The sequence below is a fragment of the Marivita sp. S0852 genome (assembly GCF_046591575.1).
Lineage (GTDB): Bacteria > Pseudomonadota > Alphaproteobacteria > Rhodobacterales > Rhodobacteraceae > Marivita.
The window spans coordinates 141,456-161,284 of record NZ_JBIQWA010000002.1 but is presented as its reverse complement, the minus strand read 5'-3'; the positions used below and the strand labels follow the sequence as shown (position 1 = coordinate 161,284).

Below are 19,829 nucleotides of genomic sequence, written 5' to 3'. Positions count from 1 at the left end.
GGTCCCAGACCTGCCAGCCTTCATGGGTGAGCGGCCGGTTCAGCCGCGCCGGGCAGTCTTCGCACGTCGTTTGGCCGGGCTCGCTGGGTTCGCAACCCTCACAGTATCGGTCGCCCCTGCGCGCTTCTATCGGCGGCGCTGGCGTAGAACCAGTCGAAGCTTTCGCCGCCCGCAATGTTCGCCTGCAAGTAGGCGCGGTCGTAGATGGCGGGCCAATGGGAAGACATCGAACAACCGACCCGGCTCACCTACGCGCCCTGCCACTATGGGAATAAACGGCCCTATTTTATCTGCCCCGGCGTCGTGAACGGTCGCGCGTGCGGACGCCGCGTTGGCAAGCTGTTCTCAGGCGGGCGCTACTTCCTCTGCCGTCATTGCTACAACGTCGCCTATACCAGCCAGTCAGAACCGCGATACGACCGCATGTTGCGCCGAGCGAACAAACTGCGCATGGAACTTGGAGGCGGACCGGGAACTGCCTATTGGATAGCCCCAAAACCCAAGGGCATGTGGCAACGGACGTATCAGCGCAAACGCTTCGAAATCGAGTGGTGCGAGGACCAAGCTAACAGACTTTTCATCAACAGGTTTCGCCATGTCCTTAGCGACAACGAACTTACGATGTACTTGGTCGAATCAACTCGTGCGACGCACCAACAGTGAAACAAGTGCTGGGTTTGGGTTTAGCTGTTATGTGATTGATCCGCTCATAAAAACGCTAGCTCGCGCCACGATAATGACACGTCTCACGAGCTAGCAGTTCTCTGGTCACGCTGACTGAAATCTTCCGCTTGCGTACACTCGCGAAGCCTCCGAGCGAAGTTCAATCATACGTTGGAAGTCTTGCCGCTCTTGGTCGAGGTCGCGAAGGTGGTTTTTTTGCTCCTGCCTCTCGTGCTCAGATGGCTTTGTCTCGATGTCCATGTCTTCCTCCTGCTTTTTCTTGCACCTTGATCGAAAAGTCGTCGCACATCAACACTTGGGTTGACCTCTCGCTAAAATCAGCAAGATATTGTTCTGAGTGCAACTCAGGGATGATTTTATGGCCAGTCGGGATGAGCTTGTTTTCGGTTTGGTCGGCCCCATCGGCTGTCCAATCCATGAGGCAGGGGACATTCTTGCCGATACACTAAAGAAGGTAGACTACAAGCCAATAAAAATTTCCCTAAGCGCCGAAATGGATCGGCTGCTTGAAGCGAAGGCCGCTAGCATCCCCGCACCAGAAGAATCAGAGTTATTAACAAAAATCAAAAAAGGTAACGCTATCAGATCCGCTTTTAGCAACAATTCTGTTCTTGCAGCCGAAGCCATCCGACAAATTGTGACATACCGCCGCGACAAAGCCAAAGCTGCGGGTGAAGAGGACGACGAAAAACTTGGTCAAATCGCGACTGTTAGGCTTGATGAACACGCTTTCATAATTGACCAACTAAAACGACCAGAAGAAATTGACCTTCTAGTTAAAACCTTTAGTAAACGCTTTGTTCAAGTTTCTGTTGTCACAAATTTAGAAAAAAGGCGGCACTCCCTTATCTCTAGATTGCGATCTGAACAACACGGCTGGACAAATGAGAAATGCGAGTCTCATGCGGATTTTCTTATTGGAATAGATCAAGACGAACGGAAAGATAAAAGGGGTCAGCAAATTACAAAAATATTCCACTTAGGCGACGTGTTCTTTGATGGAGAAAACGAGGCAAGCCTTGTCTCTTCGAGCGACCGCTTCGTTCGAGCATTTTTTGGGCGAAATAATGTTGCACCCACACGAGATGAGTTCGGCAGCTATATGGCCAAAGCAGCCTCTCTTCGATCAGTGGACCTTTCAAGACAGGTTGGCGCAGCTATTACGACAAAAGATGGAGATATCATTTCTGTTGGTTGCAATGAGGTTCCAAAATTTGGTGGTGGAAACTATTGGGATGAGGATACAGACAAAAAACGCGACATAGACATGGGGGGAGAAGCCAACAAGAATGAAGTCAATAGAATGGTTTTTGATTTCCTTGAAGTATTAAAGGAACAAGGCATACTCCCCGTTGAGAAGTCAGTCGAAGAAATCCTTCAAGATGAAAGCTTGAAAAAGGCGATAAAGAAGTCGTTAGTCTCGAAGGTAACTGAATATGGACGCATGGTACACGCAGAGATGAACGCCCTAACTGATGCGGCTCGACTCGGGAGGTCTGTGAATGGGGCCAGCATTTATGTTACCACCTATCCATGTCACAATTGCGCAAAAAACTTAATTGCTTCAGGGATTAATCGTATAGTTTTTATAGAACCATATCCCAAAAGCAAAGTTGAGACCCTTTACAAAGACATAGTAGCCTCGGATTCTAGCGATGAACCCACAGTCTCGATAGAACACTTTTTTGGAATTTCCCCGCGAAGATATCGCGATATATTCGAAAAAGGTAGCCGTCAAAACACTGATGGTGAGGTTGCACAATGGTTCCATGGCAAGCCTTCTCCGCAACTCGGGAATATAGAGGTTGGAGTAGATGGCGCTGAACTTTTTGCAATAGCCGAAAATCTGTACCAAAATGAACCCATCAGCCCAACCAAAGAGTAAGGACATTTAGTGCCTCAAGTCACCATTTGGGGCGTCCACATGGGGGCGCATGTTGGAGACCGCCCTATCGAGGGCGGCTATGTAGCTATTGGTTGGCCTGCTCTTGGTGACCTGACCAAGATTGCCCCAGACCGTGAAGCATTCAAAGCGGCGTTGATTGCAGCCTACCCCGACAAGAAGGCAGGTGCCATTCCGGTTGATGCTGGGTCCATGTTCAAGTTCCTGCATGACATCCAAGCGGGTGACATTGTGGTTTATCCGTCGAAAGCGGACCGCATGGTGAATATCGGGCGGTTCACTGGCGAAGCCGTTTATGTCGAAGGTGACCCCGATGAATACCCAACACGGCAAAAGGTCGAATGGCTCAAGCACGTTCCACGCGACGAATTCAGCCAAGCGGCGTTACATGAAATCGGCTCTTTCCTGACCATGTTCCGCGTCCGTCGCTATGCGAACGAGTTTTTGGCGAAGATCAATCTGGCAGCCCCGGTCAGCATCACGACACCTTCAGAGGCCCTTGCAGACCAACAAGACGAAATTGCCGACGACGACACAGCGACGGTCTCAGCAGCCATCCAAGCCGAGGCCAGCACCAGCGATTTCATCATCAAACGCCTGATGACCGAACTAACGGGACATCAGTTCGAGGAATTTATCGCGCACCTTCTGGAGTGCATGGGCTACACCGCCCGCGTCACACCAAAGTCAGGCGACGGTGGCGTTGACGTCATCGCACACATGGACCCGCTGGGCTTCCAACCGCCCATCGTGAAGGTTCAATGCAAGCGGACAACAGGCCAGACGCCCCGCCCCGATGTGGACCAGCTTTTGGGAACTCTGGGCGACGGTGAATACGGTCTGTTCGTCAACCTTGGCTCATTCGCCAGAGGAGCGGTGGAACTGGAACGCAACCGCGCGAAGCTACGCCTGATCAATGGCGAACAGTTTGTAGAATTGGTTTTCGAACACTACGCGAAATTGTCGCCCCGCTATCGCGCATTGATACCGTTGAAACAGATTTTCGTGCCTGATCTGCAACAAGACTAAAGGTGGTATGACATGACACCTCTGGTTTTGCGCGCCCACATCAAACCTTTGCCCGAGTACCTGTCCCAAACCAAAGCGATGGAAACCGCGCTGCGCGAAGGCGTCGGTCATAACCGCGCATGGTATCGGTCGCAGAAAGAGCATTGGCTGGGCTGGCTTGCCGAATACGATGGTCCCGGTGCGTATGGTCGCTCTGACACCAAACGGGATGCGCAGTTTGTCTACAATCACATTCAATGCGCGCCGATGCTTTTTTGGCTATCCGAAGCCTTAGACACACCAAGCGATATTCTAAACACGACCTTCGACGCCGTTGTCGCGGCACCAAACCGAGGCGCACAACAATGCGCGGCACTGCGCTCACACCTTCCTTGGGACTGACCTGCCACTGAACTTTCATCCAGCCGCGACCGGAGCCCGGTTGGTATTTACGCCGATTGGCGCGGGTTGAGCAATCGCCCGACGCGCGGAGCCTTCATCTCGCGCAGCGGGGCGGGCGATTGCGGTAGTCAGGGTCTGCGCGTAGTCGGCTGGGGTCTGGTAATCCAAGGCCGAATGCGGGCGCTCGGTGTTGTAGTCGGTTGCCCAGGCAGTGATCGCGATCCGCGCATGGGCCAGATTGCGGAACATGGTCTCGTTGAGCAACTCGTCGCGCATCCGACCGTTGAAACTCTCCACGAAGCCGTTCTGCATTGGCTTGCCCGGCGCAATGTAGTGCCATTCGATCCGGTGCTCTGAACACCACCGCAGGATGGCGTTCGAGGTCAGTTCCGTCCCGTTGTCAGAGACGATCATGCCGGGTTTGCCGCGGCGCTCGATTAGGGTCGTCAGTTCACGCGCCACACGGCGCCCCGAGATCGAGGTATCCGGGATCGCAGCGAGGCACTGCCGGGTGACATCGTCGACCACGTTGAGCACCCGGAAGCGCTGGCCGTTGGCGAACTGGTCATGGACGAAATCCAGCGACCAGCGCGCATTGGCCCGCGCCTCGACCAAGATCGGCGCCCGTGTCCCGACCGCCTTGCGCCGGGCCTTCCGCTTGCGTACCGTCAGCCCTTCTTCGCGGTAGAGCCGATAGATCCGGTTGATCCCGGAAGGCTCGCCCTCGCGGCGCAGCAGGACGAAGAGCCGCCGGTATCCGAACCGCCGACGTTCATTAGCCAGCTCCCGCAACCGACCGCGCAACTCCGTATCGGGCGCGCGCTGCGACTGGTAGCGGATCATCTTGCGATCCGGCACGCCCGCCGTTCTGAGAGCCCGAGCCGGGCCTTCAGATGCGCGACCGCCTCGCGCTTCACGGCAGGCGTCACCACTTTTTTGAAACCAGTTCCTTCATCGCTGCCAGATCGAGCATCTGCTCGGCTAGCAACTTCTTCAGTTTGGCGTTCTCATCCTCGAGCGCCTTCAGCCGCTTGACCTCCGACACCGTCATGCCGCCGAACTTGGCCTTCCAGTTATAAAAGGTACCTTCCGACATGCCGTGCTTGCGGCACAGGTCCGCGCACTTTGCGCCTGCCTCGTGCTCAGCCAGAATGCCGATGATCTGCTCGTCCGTGAATCTCGTTCGCTTCATTGTCCGTCCTCAGGTTAGGGCGGACTCTAATCGACGGTGGAGGAAAAATCCCGTGGCAGGTCAGGACCAAATCGCAGATCGACTCGCTGCAAGACCTTATCCGTTACTGGCTCGCCTACGGATCAAAGCAGCTCGAATGAGAAAACAGAATGGCGGACAAATTGGGGGACGAGCGCGATAGGTTATCGCGCAACATCTTGATTAATAATCATAATTTTCAATTCTATGGCGGAGACGAAGGGATTCGAACCCTCGAGACGGTTTCCCGCCTACTCCCTTAGCAGGGGAGCGCCTTCGACCACTCGGCCACGTCTCCGCCGGTGGGTTTAGGGATTCTGCGCGGCGGTCACAAGGCTAAATTTGATCCATGGGCAGGAATTCGGGCCAGCGGTGTCCGCACCCGGCTTTGCACGGCGACGATCGGGCATTTCGGCAAATGTGCCGAACCTGCGTTGACACTTGGTTTCATGGCCCTGTCCGGGGCCATTGGCGGCAACAAACCGGGTGTTTTCGCTAAAATTTACCATAAATGTGCCTCAACTCGGTCATCGGGTTCACCTAGACGCAATGCATGGCGTTTACAGATATCATCGACAATTACGCAAACGGCACCACTGGCACGCTGACAACCACCAATGGCGGTTCGGTCGGGTACACGATCACCAGCAACGTCTCGACGCTGTCGCGCATCGGAATTGATCGCGGCGCACGGGTGACCGCCGACGGCAATCAGACCGTCGAGGTGAATTTTGACGACACGGTGCATGGCGTGTCCTTTGCCATCGGGGCCAGCAACCCGGGCGAGGTTTACTTTGTCGAGATTGATGGCGTGCAGGTTGATCTCAACACCGCCATTGCCGATGGCACTGTTGAATTCACCCAAACCGGGGCTGCGACCCATTTTGTCACAGCCGCCGGCGGGCTGAGCAGCACCGGAGCGTTCAACAACGGCAGCGTTGGCTTTATCCACTTTCAATCCCCGGTCAATTCGATCCGGATTTTTGGCACTGGTGGCTCAAGCGGTAACTTCGATGTGTTTGACATCGGGATCGATTCTGCCGATTTCCGCATCGTCTGTTTCTGCGGTGACACCTTTATCGACACGCCAACAGGCACCAAACAGGTGTCGCACTTCCGCAAAGGTGATCTGGTCACAACGGTTGACGGAGCAGCGCTTGGGGTGATCGACCTATATGCCCGTAAGGTACGACCGCTCGAACTCGCCCGAGAAGCGCGGTTGTTGCCGGTGCGCATCCGCACCGGGGCTTTGGGCAACGGCTGTCCTACCCGGGATCTACGCCTGTCCCGCCAACATCGGGTTATGATGGCCTCGCGGATTGCCGCGCGTCTGTGTCGTCATACCGAAATCCTGATACCGGCTCATAAGCTCATTGGTGTGCCTGGCGTGGATCTGGACCGCTCGATGCAGCCGGTCACATATTACCACCTGCTGCTGGAACGCCACGCCGTTCTGATCGCAAACGGAGCCCCTGCGGAAAGCCTGTTTCTTGGCGCGGGTTCGGAATTTGGCGGTCATGACATCGGCACAGCCATCGCGGGTGCCCCGGATACAGCGCAGCACAGCCGTCAGATGGTCCCGGCCCGACCGTTTGTTGACGGCAAAATGGCCAAAAAGCTGGTGGCCGCCCATCTCAGACATGGGCGGCCCGTGCTGGAAGAATGGACCCCGGCCAAAGCCACCGGGCCGCGCTTGGATCACGCGCGCCGCAGTGCCTGATCCGCGCCGGGCACACCCAGGCTAGCGCAGCTCAAAATGATCGGCCATCGCATCAATGATCGTCTCAAGCACCTGCGCGCGGTCCGTTCCCGGCGGATCTGTGCACACCGGATCATCCTGCTCTTCGCGCAGGATCGCCTCGCCTGCCGGCTGACAGAGCCCAAGCGCCGTGAAATGCATCGCAGGCGCGATGGTTTTGACCGTCGCATCCGGGACCAACGCTTCAAAACCGCTGCCAGCGGCACTGGTGTCGGTCGCGTTCAGGCGGTGCGGCCCCTGCCCCAATGCGATCAACAGTACCGGAACCGTCAGATCCTCAACATCGTCCGGTGCCAGCCCCCAAGTCAGGCCGGGATCAATCGCGGCAACGGCAGCGATGCGCCCGTCCTTGTAGGACGCTTCGTATCTGTCCCGGTCAAGCGCCGTGATATCGACACCGGCGTCTGTCAGCATTGTGCAAAATTGCGAGTGTGTGCCGGCCGCCGCGCAATAGTCGAAAAACCCACCGCGTTTGCCCCGCACCCCACCCAGTGAAAGCGCGGTCCATCCGCCATAGGAAAACCCGGTGGCGTATATCCGGGCCTCATCGATCACCGGCGCAAATCTCGGGTCCTGCAGCATATGATCCAACGCGGCTGTCAGGTCTTGGGCGCGGGTCCAGTGATTGAAGGCCGTGTCAAAATCCAGATCAAAGGTTGTGCTGTTGGGGTGATTGACCGCCACCACAATCGCCCCGTGCGACACCAGCCCGGCCGCAAGCCACGCCATTCGCGCGGAATTGCCGCCCCACCCATGTGAGACAAGCACAACCGGGTATGTCCCCGGAACCGGCTTTGCATCGCTCAGAACCTCGGTGCCATAAAACACCGCATTTTCTGCAAACACCGTCCGATCCTGGCCTGTGGCGGGAAACAGGATCGACATTTGCATGTCTTGGCTATGATGAGGGACTGCAATCGTCTGTTCGATCAGCCCGACACCCCCGGCGGACAGGTCATCGCCCACGGTCAAGGTGACAGCGACTGCAAGAAGCATGTGTTTCATAACGGGCCTTTCGGTAAAGCGGTTTGCATGTAGATGCGTCCGCTTGGCACGGTGACCCGGTTTAAGACGACCTGAATCCGGTTTAAGGTCGTGCAGATCGGAATTCAGAACCTTTTCAGACCAAAGAACGGTCCACCCATGCCAGTGCTGCCTGTCCCTATGATCATCGCCTTGGTGCTTGCGGGCTTTCTGGTGCACCGGGTCCTGACCCGCGACACGCATCTTGCGCTGTCGGCGTTGATCGGGGTGTGCGCGGTGCAAAGCGCGCTTATCGCGCTGGTGCAGTATTATGGCCTGACCGGCCTGCGGGTGTTTCAGCCCCTGCTGGCGACCGCCATTCCCGCCATCGCTTGGACGGCGTTTCGTCAGGCATCAACGGGCCATCTTCGCAGGCAGGATATGGTGCGTCACATGATCGGCCCGGTGGCCGCCCTGATCTGCCTGATCGCATGGCCGGCGGCGCTCGACATTCTGATACCGGTGCTTTTTGCAGCATATGGCATAGCGATTGGCATCGCCGTGATGCAAGGCGAAGACAGTGTGCCACATAGCCGTCTGGAACACGGGACAAGGACGGTTCTGGTCTGGCGCGTGGTGGCTTTTGCGCTGGTCGGCTCTGCGGCAAGCGACATCTACATCGCAATCCGCCTGGCCTCCGGCGATACAGCGGTGTTGCTATGGCTTCCCAGCCTGTTTTCGTCGCTCACTTTGCTGGTGCTTGGGGCGCTTGGGCTATTGCATGCCATGGAAAGCCAGAACACCGGCACCCAGGACCGCGCCGCCTATTCCGACCAGGACCAGATGCGCGACAAAACGATCCTTGAAACGCTTGACGCCTATATGCAGACACACAAACCCTATCTTGATTCCGATCTGACGCTGGCGCGCCTGGCCCGCAAATTGCGCGTGCCCGAAAAACAGGTGTCGCGGGCAATCAACACGGCCAAGGGCGAAAACGTCTCGCGCTTTATCAACCGACACCGCGTGCGGCACGCCTGTGGGCTGATGCAAAACGGCTCATCGGTGACCGAGGCCATGTTTGCCAGTGGCTTCAACACCAAATCGAACTTCAACCGGGAATTCTTGCGCGTGCAGGGCAAAAATCCCCGTCTTTGGTTGCAATCCACGTCAAAGGCCCAATAGCAGCACCCCTTCCCTTACACCGCGTCTGCGATTGGAACCAATCCGCGCTGCGGGCGTTTTTCCTCTATCTGGCACCAAAGACGAGAGGGGAAATGGCACATTCCAGCAGTATTTCACAGGAAACGCATCAGTCCGACCAAAGCACCGACACCGGCCACAATGGCAATTACGCCCGCTTTTTCGCGATGATCGGCACATCGACGGTTGTGATGTATGGCTTGATGTATCTAAACACCTACGCGCTGGATCACGTCTTTTATTCGCAGACCCGGATGTGGATGGCGCTTTATATGGGCAGCATGATGGCGGTTGTCATGCTGGCTTTCATGCTTGGCATGTATACCAACCGCAAAGCCAACATCGCCATCTTTGCCGGGGCGGCTCTGGCCTTTGCGGCAAGCCTGTATCTTGTCCGATCCCAAGACACAGTGGGCGATGTGGCCTGGATGAAGGCGATGATTCCGCACCACTCCATCGCGGTCCTGACCAGCGAACGCGCCAATATCTCTGATCCGCGTGTCCGCGCGCTGGCTGACGCGATTATCGAAGCACAGCGCAGCGAAATTGCCGAAATGAAACGTTATATCGACGATATTGAGGCAAATGGCGACGCACCCGCAGGCACAGAGCGGTGGCCGTAAACGACGGGCCTGTCGTGACCACTCATATTGAAATCGGCCCTATCGCAGTGCAGCCCGTGTTACGTGAGCGACGACACGGTGCGCAATGTGGGATAGCCCGCTTTGAAACGGTCATAGGCGGCGTCAAACGCGTCCTTCAGCTTTGCGTCGGGCAGGATGCGTTCGGCCACATCGGGCGGTGTCAAAACGCGGTCCGGCTCCTCTCCTGTCTCGGCAATGATGGCCAGCCGCGCCGCACCCAAAGCGGCCCCCAGCTCTCCGTCTTTGGGCAATTCCAGCGGCACGTTCAGAACGGTTGAAATCAACTTGACCCAATAGCGCGACCGCGTGCCGCCCCCGATGGCAAGCAGCCGGTCGATCCGGGCACCGGTCTCGACCAGCACTTCGTGGGAATCGCGCAACCCAAAGGCCACGCCTTCCAGAACGGCACGGGTCAGGTCGCTGCGCGTGGTGTCCTTGCCAAGTGCGGTAAAACTGCCGCGGATATTCGCATCATTGTGGGGTGTGCGTTCCCCCGACAGATAGGGCATGAACTGCACCCGCCCCGGCGCGCACAGCGTCTCTCCCAGATCCGCCGTCAGATCAGAGGGCGACGTTCCAGTGATCTGCCCCAACCAATTAAGGCTATCGGTGGCCGACAACATGACCCCCATCTGATACCAACGATCCGGCACCGCATGGCAAAAGGTATGAAGCGCGGATGCCGGGTTCGGATGATACCCGTCACGCGCTGCCAACAGAACGCCGGACGTTCCCAGCGACAAAAACCCATCCCCTTCGTTCAACGCACCAATGCCGCAAGCGGCGGCCGCGTTATCCCCTGCCCCGCCCGCGATGATGACCCGATCGCCGACACCCCAACGACGCGCCAGCTCTGGACGCAGCGTTCCCGCCGGTTGGCAGCCCTCGACCAGACGAGGCATCTGATCCAGCCGCATCTGACCTGCCTCCAACAGCGTCTCGGACCATGTCCGCTCTGCCACGTTCAGCCAGGACGTGCCCGCGCTGTCGGACATATCAGCGACAAACGCGCCGGTCAGATGGTAATTCAGATAACCTGCGGGCAATAATACTTTGTGAATACGCGCAAAATGCGCCGGTTCATGTTTCGCGACCCAGGCCAGCTTGGGGGCGGTGAAGCCGGGAAAGACGATATTGCCCGAAATCTCGCGCACCTGCTCGGTCGCATCCAGATCGCGCGCCTCTGCATGGGCGCGGGTGTCATTCCACAGGATACACGGGCGAATAACGGCACCGGTCCCGTCAATCAGCGTCGCCCCATGCATATGGCCCGCAACACTGATCGCCCGAAGATCGCCAAACGCGGTGCTGCTGTGGCGCAGCTCTTCGATGGCCTCATCCAATGCGGCAATCCAATGGGCGGGATCTTGTTCGCTCCACCCGGAATGTTTGTGTTCGGACCTGTAAGAGCGCTCGACCGACCCAAGAACAGCGCCGGTTTCAGACACCAGAAGGGCGCGCAGGCCAGACGTGCCAAGATCAATTCCAAGATAGCTCATCGGTTCGGGCGTTCCTCACTCGTGTCCGCGCCAGACTGTCGGCGTGTCTGTCCGCGCGCAATATCTTCTGGCATCACATGGGCAAAGCTCTGCACGATCAGATCCGCCCCCGCAGCGCTCAGCCGCGCGGCATGCGCGTCGCGGATGCCGATCATATGTTGCCCGCCCACAAATCCGGCGCAGCGCATGTCGGCGGCTTTGGCCGCCTGCACCCCAAAGGGCGAATCCTCGATCACCAGACACCGCGATGGCGCAACGTCAAGCTGACCCGCCGCATAGAGAAACAAATCAGGCGCGGGCTTGCCGCGAACCACCTGTTCGGCGCTGAACACATGGCTGAACCGCGCCGTCAGGGACATCGCGTCCAACGCCACACCAAGACGGGTGAACGAACTGCTGGACGCGATGCAATAGCCGATGCGCGCAGCATCCAACTGATCGACAAGCGGAACCACCCCCGGCACCGGCACAAGATGCCGTTCAAACTGCTGAAACAGGGTCGCCTGCCAGTGATCGGGAAACTCCGCAACCGGACGTGTAGGGTTCAGCGTGCCGACATAGTCCAGCATCGTCTTCATGGACGTGCCCAAAAACCGTTTGCGCACCGCCTCCGGCGTCATATCAATTCCGAAATCCGCCAGCGCCTGTTGCAAGGTGGATAGCGAAATGACCTCACTGTCGGCCACCACCCCGTCAAAATCAAAGATCACAAGGTCGACGTCGTCGAACAGGGTCGACAGGGCGATCGGCGGGGCAGAGGAAAGCATCGTCACTGTCTTAGTGCAGCGCGTGGCCAGAGCTGTCGAACTGGTGCAGGCGTTTGGGCGGAATACGCAGACCAATGCTTTGCCCCACATCCGTGGCATCATCACCATCAACCCGCGCGACCACATTCGTGCCCCCGGCCAGCCCCAGATACAGCAGGCTTTCCCCACCCAACTGCTCTTTGACAGTGACAGTGGCATCCGCGTGGCCTTGCCCCGGCGCGACCAGCTCGAAATGTTCGGGGCGGCAGCCCACAAACGCGGTCGCCGGGTTAAGCGCCAGATCGGTCAGACCGGCTTTCGGGCTAAAGACATTCATCGCCGGAGAGCCGATAAATTCGGCAACAAAGCGCGAATTGGGTGTGTGATACAGCTCCATCGGGGTGCCCACCTGCTCGACTCGCCCGCCATTCAGCACAACGATCTTGTCGGCCATTGTCATCGCTTCGACCTGATCATGGGTGACGTAGATCATGGTTGCGGCAAGCTGCTTGTGCAGCCCCTCAAGCTCGACCCGCATCTGGACACGCAGCTTGGCATCCAGATTGGACAAAGGTTCGTCAAACAGGAACACTTTCGGGTCTTTGACAATCGCACGGCCAATGGCCACGCGCTGTCGCTGCCCCCCGGACAATTGCGATGGCTTGCGGTCAAGATACTCACCAAGCTGCAAAATCCGTGCCGCCTCGGCGATGCGCGTTTCCCGCTCCTTGGCAGGCAAGCCATTCACCTTCATGCCAAATTCCATATTCGCCCGCACGCTCATATGCGGATAAAGCGCGTAGGATTGGAACACCATGGCAAGATCCCGATCCACCGGCTCGGCCTTGGTAACATCACGACCGCCGATTTCGATACTGCCCGAATCGACCCCTTCCAGCCCCGCCAGACACCGCAAAAGCGTGGATTTCCCACAGCCCGAGGGGCCGACAAAGACGACGAATTCGCCATCCGCGATATCCAGGCTGACGTCAAAAAGCGCCTGTGTATCGCCGTAAAACTTGTTCAATCCGTTGATCTTGATGCCAGCCAAAGCCGTGTCTCCCTGCATGTCGGGCCGCACCACGCGCGGCGCGTCCCCGCCCTACTTATGTTATTTGTTAGGAACATATGTGTTGACTTTCAAGCGATTTGTAACTTTTGTAATCAAGGTCATACATTTGGATTGACCCCAATCCAGACACCATTGGGAGGACGAAATCGTCATGAAAAAACTGCGTAACCTTTATGGCACAGCCGCCTTGGCAAGCCTCATTGCCACAGGGGCCGTGGCAGACACCCACGGCTGGAGCCTGAAACAAGCGGCAGAACCCTATGCCGGAACAACCGTGGATGTCGTGTTCCTTCTGCGCCCCGGCTATGAAGCCATCGAAGCCATGCTGCCCGCCTTCGAGGAAGAAACCGGCATCAAGGTCAACATCATCAAGCACCCCTATGAGAACGCTCTGGGTGAACAGGTCCGCGATTTTGTCGCGGGCGGCGATCTGGATATCGCGTTGATCGACCTTGTCTGGATGGGCAATTTTGCCGAAAATGAATGGGTTCTGCCATTGGCGGATGTGCAGGCAAAATTCCCCGATATTGTTGATCCCGATCTGGATATTGACGACTTTTTCCCGCTTGTCCTGAACGCGTTCGGCGGCTGGAACGACACGGTGTACGGTCTTCCGGTCGACAACTATTCGGGCCTGATGTTCTATAACCGCTGCATGCTGGAAGAGGCCGGTTTTGACGGCCCGCCCGAAACCTGGACCGAATTGAAAGACGTCTACGGCCCGGCGCTCACCAAGGATGGCAAATATGCGTTTGCATTGCAGTCCAAGCGCAACGAGACCCAGTCCGCCGACAGCTTTGCCCGCGTTCTGTGGCCCTTTGGCGGGTCGTTCCTGGACGAAAACTTCCGCTCCAACCTGAACAGCGCGGAAAGCCAGGCCGGTCTGCAATTCCGTCAGGATCTGATGCAGTATATGCCCGATGGCATTGTGGCCTATGACCATGCCGAAACGGTCAACGCCTTTGCACAGGGCGATGTGGCGATGATCACCGAATGGTCGGCCTTCTATTCGTCGGTCGTATCGCCCGAAACATCGAAAGTCGCCGATTGCGTTGAAATCGCTCCCGAACCGAAAGGCCCTGCGGGCCGCAAGCCCGCGCTGGGGGGCTTTTCGATGGCGGTGGCGTCACAGGCGGACGAAGACGAACAGGCGGCGGCATATCTGTTCATTCAGTGGGCCACCTCCAAGGCCAATGCCCGCGAATATCTTGAGCGCGGCGGCGTGCCTGCCCGTCAGTCCGTCTATCAACAGGACGGTCTGGAAGAGTTCAAATTCGTGCCCGCGCTGGTCGAAAGCTGGCAGGACGGCGTGCCTGAATTCCGTCCGCGTTTCGCAGAATGGCCCGAGATCACCGAGATCGTGCAGGAATGGGGCACCAAGATGATGCTGGGCGAGGTCACCACCGAGGAAGGTGCGACCGAGATTGGCACCCGTATGGAAGAGGTGCTTGAAGCCGCCGGATACTACTCCGGTGACAAGCCTCTGGCGCAGTAAAACAGCGTTGAAACACCTGACCGGAGGCGCTGTTTCAAGCGTCTCCGGTCATCCTTCAAAGTCGCAGCGTCCGGAGGACAACATGCGCGGTCAGGTTCCCCGTAAAACCATCTTTTCCTTCATTGGCCCTGCTGTCTTTGGGCTTGCGATTGTCGGCATCGCGCCACTGCTTTACGCGATCTGGACATCCCTGCATTTCTACAACCTGACACAGCTGCGGCGGGTCGAATTCATCGGCCTTCAAAACTATTGGGACGTGCTGACCGACGAAGCATTCTGGCAGGCCATGTCGCGAACCTTCTTTCTGCTGGGCACCGCCTTGCCGCTCCAAATCGCTCTTGGGCTGGGCATTGCCCTGGTGCTGCATCAGCCCGGTTTGACCCTGCTGAAAACGCTGGCACGTCTGAGCCTGGTTCTGCCGATGGCCACGACTTATGCGGTTGTCGGCCTGCTGGGACAGGTCATGTTCAACCAGAAATTCGGCGTTGTGAACCAGCTGTTGGGCGGCGCGGATATCAACTGGATCGGCGATCCGCAAAACGCCTTTGCCATGATTATCTTCTGGGATGTCTGGCAATGGACACCGTTTGTCGCCCTGGTTTTGCTTGCCGGGCTGACCATGGTTCCCGGCGAAATCGAGGAAGCCGCGCGGCTTGAGACCAAGTCGAAATGGACCATCCTGCGGTATGTTCAACTGCCGTTCCTGCTGCCCGGTCTTGTGGCTGTGCTGATCCTGCGCACCGCGGATACGCTGAAACTGTTTGATATGGTCTTTACCCTGACGCGTGGCGGACCGGGGGCGTCAACCGAGTTCATATCGCTTTTGATCCAGCGCGTGGGCTTCCGCGCCTTTGATCAGGGGCTAGCCTCGGCGCAGGCCATCATTCTTCTGATTATCACCATCGTCCTGGCGCAGATCTATATCCGCGTCTTCTACAAGGAGGTCTGAGCGATGACATCCTCCCGCTCCCTCTGGGCGCAAATTGCGCTGCTTGTCGTGATCATCACGCTGTGCGTGTTCCCGTTCTACTGGATGGTGACCACATCATTGAAAACCCAGGTTGTCGCGCTGGAATCCCCGCCCGTCTGGCTGTTTGACGCGACCCTGGACAATTACCGCGAAGCGTTGTTCGAAGACGGCGTGTTGCAGACGCTGATCAATTCGCTGATCATCGCCGTCTGCACCACGCTGCTTGCCCTGGTACTGGGGGTGCCTGCGGCCTTTGCGCTGGCGCGGTTCGAATTTCGCGGCAAGAAAGACCTGTGGTTCTGGTTCATCACCAACCGCATGGTGTCGCCGATTGTCTTGGCGCTGCCGTTCTTTCTGATCGCGCGCAATCTTGGATTGCTCGACAAACACATCACGCTGATCCTGATCTACCTGACCTTCAACCTGCCGATCGTCATCTGGATCGTCACCGACCAGTTCCGGGGCATTCCCTATGATCTGGACGAAGCGGCCCGCCTGGAAGGCGCGTCGCAATTCACGATCATGCGCAAGATCTGCCTGCCGCTTGCAATGCCCGGTGTGGCTGTCTCGGCCATTTTCTCGTTCATCTTTTCGTGGAACGAATTGATGTTCGGCCTTGTCCTGACCCGCAGCGACGCCAAAACGGCCCCGGCCATGGCGGTGTCCTTCATGGAAGGCTACAACCTGCCTTATGGCAAGATCATGGCGACCTCGACCCTGATTGTGATCCCGGTTCTGATCTTTGCGCTGATCGCGTCGAAACAACTGGTGCGCGGGCTGACCATGGGGGCCGTCAAATGACCCGCCCGCACGATCCCTGCACATTTTTCTGAAAGGACCGGTTGCTCGTGTCGCGCTCTATCAAGCTTGATCAGATCGACCCCGAAGAACAGCTTTTGGTTCGGCTGGCCTGGGCCTGCGAGATCGAAGGCATGACGCAGGCAGAAGCGGCGGATCGCTTTGGCATCACGCGGCTGCGGGTGAACAAGGCGCTGAGCGAGGCACGCCGCCGGGGCATATTGCGGGTCAGCGTCGACTCCGTGTTTGCCGCGGCCGCCGATCTGGAATGGCAATTGGAACGCCGGTTTCGCCTGCTGCGCGCGGTGGTCGTGCCCTGCCCCGCCGATGGCGCGTCGGTCACGCCGCTGGTCAGCGCCGGTCTTGGGGCGCATCTGGGGGATCTGCTCAAGGACAAGCGCCTGACGCGGTTTGGCATGTCGTGGGGCAACACGCTTAATCTGGCAACGCGGCACATGCAGCCGCTGGACCGGCCCGATCTTGAAGTGGTGTCGATCATGGGCGGCGTGTCGCGCGGGTCGGATGTGAACGGCTATGAAATCACCACGCGGCTGGCGGATCTGTGCAATGCCGAGCACAGCTTTTTCACCGCCCCGCTTTATGCCGGAAGCGCCGAAAGCCAGGGGTTGTTTCTCGATCAGGACGTGATCAAAGAAATGCTGGGCAAAATCCGGTCCTGCGGGGCGATTGCGTTGGCAACCGGCGATCTTGACTCGTCGCTTCTGGTGCGCGACGCGCTGCCCGCCGACATCGACCCGGCAGAGCTGAAAGCCCGCGGCGGGGTTGGGGACATCACCGGCCATATCCTGAACGCCGAGGGCGATCTGATCGACCATCCGCTTAATCAGCGCGTGATCGGGATGTCGCTGGATGATATGTCCCGCATCGACAATGTCATTCTTGCGGCAGGCGGGGTGCATAAGGTTCCGATTATCGCCGCATCGCTCAAGCGCGGATTTGTCGACACGCTTGTCACTGATGAAAACACCGCAACCGCGCTTTTGCAGCGCGTCGCGGATTGACCTCAAGGAAAAAGGACGACCCGGATGGCAAAGGCACTTGTACTGGAAAAGGCAAATGAACTGTCCCTGCGCGACATTGACCTGCCGGATGCGCTTGGCCCCGAAGATGTGCGCATCGCCATTCACACGGTGGGCGTATGCGGCAGTGATGTGCATTATTACACCCACGGCAAGATCGGCCCGTTCGTTGTGAACGCCCCGATGGTTCTGGGCCACGAGGCAGCAGGCACCGTGACCGAGATCGGGTCGGATGTCACACATCTGGCTGTCGGAGACCGCGTCTGCATGGAACCGGGCATCCCCAACACACGCTCCAAGGCGGCCAAGCTGGGTGTCTACAATGTTGACCCGTCGGTGCGGTTCTGGGCAACGCCGCCGGTGCATGGATGTCTGACCCCGTCGGTTGTGCATCCCGCCGCCTTTACCTTCCGATTGCCCGATAGTGTCAGCTTTGCCGAAGGGGCCATGGTCGAACCCTTTGCCATCGGCATGCAGGCCGCCGCCAAGGCCCGGATCAAACCGGGCGATGTCGCACTTGTGACCGGCGCGGGGCCGATTGGCATCATGGTGGCACTGGCGGCCCTGGCCGGTGGGTGCGCCAAGGTCTATATTGCCGATCTGGTCGAAGACAAACTGGGCGTTGCAGCCCAGTATGACAATATCGAACCCATTCTGATCCCGCGCGACGATCCCGGCCAGATCCTGCGCGATGCGACCGAAGGCTGGGGGGCCGATGTGGTCTTTGAATGCGCCGGGGCGGCCGCGTCCATCCAGACCGCGCTTGAAGCGGCGGCACCGGCGGGCTGTGTCGTCTGGGTCGGCATGCCGGTGGACCCGGTGCCTGTCGACATCGTTCTGGCGCAATCCAAGGAACTGCGCATGGAGACCGTGTTTCGCTATGCCAATATGTATGACCGGGCGATTGCCTTGCTGGGGTCCGGCAAGGTCGATCTCAAGCCACTGGTGTCTGAAACCTTTGCCTTTGATGACAGCATCGCCGCGTTCGACCGTGCGGTCGCAGCCAATCCTACGGACGTCAAGATCCAGATCCGGCTTGATCAGACATGAGCCTGAACCTCGATACACTTGCCGATCAGCTGCTTGACGAACTCCGCCCCGGTCTGTCGCGCACGGTGCTGGAACAGATCCCGCCGCTGTCGGAAACGCTGGCCAAGGCCGGTCGCATCCTGTGCTACGGCGTCGGGCGCGAAGGTCTGATGATGAAGGCGCTTGGCATGCGGCTGTATCATCTGGGGCTTGATGCGCATATCGTCGGTGACATGACGGCACCACCCATAGGCCGGGGTGATGTGCTTTTCGTCAGCGCCGGTCCGGGACAGTTTTCAACCGTCGCTGCACTGGTGGATGTGGCCAAAACCAGCGGCGCGCATGTGATCTGTATCACGGCAGAAGCGGCGGGTACGGTGCCGCAAAGCGCCGATCTGGCGATCCACCTGCCAGCCCAGACCATGGCCGCCGATCAGGGTGCAGCCGCAAGCTCGATCCTGCCTATGGGGTCACTTTATGAAGCGCTGATGTATCTTTTCTTCGAGGTGCTTGTTCTGGATCTGCGCGACCGTTTGGCGGTCGCCCCCGACAGGATGCGCGCCAATCACACCAATCTGGAGTAAGCGATGAGCTGGGACACGCGCTTTCGCCTCACAGGCAAAACCGCTTTGATCACCGGGGCGTCCTCTGGCATCGGCACCGCAATCGCCGAGGTGTTCGCCGATGCCGGGGCGGATATCGCAGCGCATGGCCGTGACACCACACGGCTTGACGCCTTGGCCCAAAAAATCTCCGTCACAGGACGCAGGATTGTGCCGATCACCGGCGATCTGGCAGATCCGGTTGCAACCGAAGCTGTTGCACAGCAGGCGCTGGAGGCATTTGATCAGATTGACATTCTGGTCAATTCCGCCGGGATCGCCATCACCGGGCCTGCCATCGAGTATGATCTGGCCGATTGGCAAAAAACGCTGGCGGTGAACCTGAGCGCGCCTTTCATTTTGTCCAAGGCGCTGCTGCCCGGCATGATGCGGCGTAAGCAGGGAAAGATCATCAACATCTCGTCGCAAACCGGTGTCATCGCCCTGCCCGAGCATGCCGCCTATGCCAGCTCCAAGGGCGGGCTGAACGCGCTGACGAAATCTCTGATGACCGAAGCCGCCCCCCACAACGTCCAGGTCAATGCCATCTGCCCCACGGTGGTGATGACCGAAATGGGTCAGGCGCTTTGGTCGGCCCCTGACAAGAAAGACCCGTTCCTTGCGCGCACGCCTTTGGGCCGATTTGGTGAGCCCGTCGAAATCGCCGATATGGCGCTTTATCTGGCGTCACCTGCCTCGGATCTGGTCAACGGGACAACCATGATGATTGAAGGCGGGTATTCCAGCATATGACACGCGATACTCTGGATCACATGCACCGGCGCGGCCTGCCCGGACTCGC

Annotated in this window: 19 protein-coding genes, 1 tRNA gene and 2 pseudogenes; 14 read left to right on the top strand and 8 right to left on the bottom strand. The window is 58.2% G+C overall.

What is annotated here, in order from left to right; genetic code table 11:
- Positions 1 to 110: 110 nt before the first annotated feature.
- A pseudogene (locus ACG74X_RS04940) lies at positions 111 to 215 on the bottom strand (glycoside hydrolase TIM-barrel-like domain-containing protein); the annotation flags it as partial.
- Here ACG74X_RS04940 and ACG74X_RS04935 point away from each other — a divergent pair.
- The 4 genes from ACG74X_RS04935 (at position 205) to ACG74X_RS04920 (ending at position 3,997) form a co-directional block, all read left to right on the top strand.
- Entirely contained in the window at positions 205 to 663 is a 459-nt protein-coding gene (locus tag ACG74X_RS04935; protein ID WP_411233343.1) for a hypothetical protein, read from the top strand. The pseudogene ACG74X_RS04940 and the gene ACG74X_RS04935 sit on opposite strands and share 11 nt — an antisense overlap.
- A gap of 379 nt (positions 664 to 1,042) precedes the next feature.
- Positions 1,043 to 2,569, top strand: coding sequence for an anti-phage dCTP deaminase (locus tag ACG74X_RS04930; RefSeq protein WP_411233043.1), 1,527 nt, complete (start codon positions 1,043 to 1,045; stop codon positions 2,567 to 2,569).
- A gap of 9 nt (positions 2,570 to 2,578) precedes the next feature.
- Entirely contained in the window at positions 2,579 to 3,616 is a 1,038-nt protein-coding gene (locus tag ACG74X_RS04925; protein WP_411233042.1) for a restriction endonuclease, read from the top strand.
- 12 nt (positions 3,617 to 3,628) lie between these two features.
- The gene (locus tag ACG74X_RS04920; RefSeq protein ID WP_411233041.1) at positions 3,629 to 3,997 is read left to right on the top strand and encodes a hypothetical protein; all 369 of its coding nucleotides are present in this window, start codon (positions 3,629 to 3,631) and stop codon (positions 3,995 to 3,997) included.
- 15 nt (positions 3,998 to 4,012) lie between these two features.
- On the opposite strand, the pseudogene ACG74X_RS04915 reads toward ACG74X_RS04920, so the two are convergent.
- From ACG74X_RS04915 to ACG74X_RS04905, 3 genes and pseudogenes are all read right to left on the bottom strand, one after another.
- A pseudogene (locus ACG74X_RS04915) lies at positions 4,013 to 5,189 on the bottom strand (IS3 family transposase).
- Between the two features lie 226 nt (positions 5,190 to 5,415).
- Positions 5,416 to 5,505, bottom strand: a tRNA-Ser gene (locus ACG74X_RS04910).
- A gap of 10 nt (positions 5,506 to 5,515) precedes the next feature.
- Positions 5,516 to 5,716 carry a hypothetical protein gene (locus tag ACG74X_RS04905; protein ID WP_411233040.1) on the bottom strand — a complete coding sequence of 67 codons (201 nt, stop codon included), beginning with the start codon at positions 5,714 to 5,716 and terminating at the stop codon, positions 5,516 to 5,518.
- Positions 5,717 to 5,760: 44 nt separating this feature from the next.
- On the opposite strand from ACG74X_RS04905, the gene ACG74X_RS04900 reads away from it, so the two are divergent.
- Entirely contained in the window at positions 5,761 to 6,927 is a 1,167-nt protein-coding gene (locus tag ACG74X_RS04900; protein ID WP_411233039.1) for a Hint domain-containing protein, read from the top strand.
- A gap of 21 nt (positions 6,928 to 6,948) precedes the next feature.
- Here ACG74X_RS04900 and ACG74X_RS04895 read toward each other — a convergent pair whose 3' ends face one another.
- Positions 6,949 to 7,971 (bottom strand): alpha/beta hydrolase family protein, encoded by a 1,023-nt coding sequence (locus tag ACG74X_RS04895; protein ID WP_411233038.1) that lies wholly within the window; start codon positions 7,969 to 7,971, stop codon positions 6,949 to 6,951.
- Between the two features lie 138 nt (positions 7,972 to 8,109).
- On the opposite strand from ACG74X_RS04895, the gene ACG74X_RS04890 reads away from it, so the two are divergent.
- The gene (locus ACG74X_RS04890; protein ID WP_411233037.1) at positions 8,110 to 9,114 is read left to right on the top strand and encodes a helix-turn-helix domain-containing protein; all 1,005 of its coding nucleotides are present in this window, start codon (positions 8,110 to 8,112) and stop codon (positions 9,112 to 9,114) included.
- 185 nt (positions 9,115 to 9,299) lie between these two features.
- Positions 9,300 to 9,755, top strand: coding sequence for a DUF305 domain-containing protein (locus tag ACG74X_RS04885; RefSeq protein WP_411233333.1), 456 nt, complete (start codon positions 9,300 to 9,302; stop codon positions 9,753 to 9,755).
- A 59-nt stretch (positions 9,756 to 9,814) separates the two neighbouring features.
- On the opposite strand, the gene xylB is transcribed toward ACG74X_RS04885, so the two are convergent.
- The 3 genes from xylB to ACG74X_RS04870 are packed head-to-tail and all read right to left on the bottom strand — an operon-like array spanning position 9,815 to position 13,072.
- Complete coding sequence (xylB, locus tag ACG74X_RS04880; RefSeq protein ID WP_411233036.1) at positions 9,815 to 11,275, bottom strand: xylulokinase; 1,461 nt, start codon at positions 11,273 to 11,275, stop codon at positions 9,815 to 9,817.
- The gene (locus ACG74X_RS04875; RefSeq protein WP_411233332.1) at positions 11,272 to 12,042 is read right to left on the bottom strand and encodes an HAD family hydrolase; all 771 of its coding nucleotides are present in this window, start codon (positions 12,040 to 12,042) and stop codon (positions 11,272 to 11,274) included. Before ACG74X_RS04875 ends, xylB begins: the two co-directional genes overlap by 4 nt.
- Before the next feature lie 10 nt (positions 12,043 to 12,052).
- Positions 12,053 to 13,072, bottom strand: a complete 1,020-nt coding sequence (locus ACG74X_RS04870; protein WP_411233331.1) for an ABC transporter ATP-binding protein — start codon at positions 13,070 to 13,072, stop codon at positions 12,053 to 12,055.
- 172 nt (positions 13,073 to 13,244) lie between these two features.
- On the opposite strand from ACG74X_RS04870, the gene ACG74X_RS04865 reads away from it, so the two are divergent.
- The 7 genes from ACG74X_RS04865 (at position 13,245) to ACG74X_RS04835 (ending at position 19,780) form a co-directional block, all read left to right on the top strand.
- Positions 13,245 to 14,588: an ABC transporter substrate-binding protein gene (locus ACG74X_RS04865; protein ID WP_411233035.1), complete on the top strand. Its 1,344-nt coding sequence runs from the start codon at positions 13,245 to 13,247 to the stop codon at positions 14,586 to 14,588.
- Between the two features lie 82 nt (positions 14,589 to 14,670).
- A complete protein-coding gene (locus ACG74X_RS04860) occupies positions 14,671 to 15,537 on the top strand; it encodes a carbohydrate ABC transporter permease (RefSeq protein ID WP_411233034.1) in 867 nt (288 codons plus the stop codon).
- 3 nt (positions 15,538 to 15,540) lie between these two features.
- Positions 15,541 to 16,359: a carbohydrate ABC transporter permease gene (locus ACG74X_RS04855; RefSeq protein WP_411233033.1), complete on the top strand. Its 819-nt coding sequence runs from the start codon at positions 15,541 to 15,543 to the stop codon at positions 16,357 to 16,359.
- Between the two features lie 47 nt (positions 16,360 to 16,406).
- Entirely contained in the window at positions 16,407 to 17,378 is a 972-nt protein-coding gene (locus ACG74X_RS04850; RefSeq protein WP_411233032.1) for a sugar-binding transcriptional regulator, read from the top strand.
- 24 nt (positions 17,379 to 17,402) lie between these two features.
- Positions 17,403 to 18,446, top strand: a complete 1,044-nt coding sequence (locus tag ACG74X_RS04845; protein WP_411233031.1) for an NAD(P)-dependent alcohol dehydrogenase — start codon at positions 17,403 to 17,405, stop codon at positions 18,444 to 18,446.
- Positions 18,443 to 19,009: an SIS domain-containing protein gene (locus tag ACG74X_RS04840; RefSeq protein WP_411233030.1), complete on the top strand. Its 567-nt coding sequence runs from the start codon at positions 18,443 to 18,445 to the stop codon at positions 19,007 to 19,009. The genes ACG74X_RS04845 and ACG74X_RS04840 overlap by 4 nt, the downstream gene beginning before the upstream one ends.
- A 3-nt stretch (positions 19,010 to 19,012) precedes the next feature.
- A complete protein-coding gene (locus ACG74X_RS04835; RefSeq protein ID WP_411233029.1) occupies positions 19,013 to 19,780 on the top strand; it encodes an SDR family NAD(P)-dependent oxidoreductase in 768 nt (255 codons plus the stop codon).
- Positions 19,781 to 19,829 lie beyond the last annotated feature (49 nt).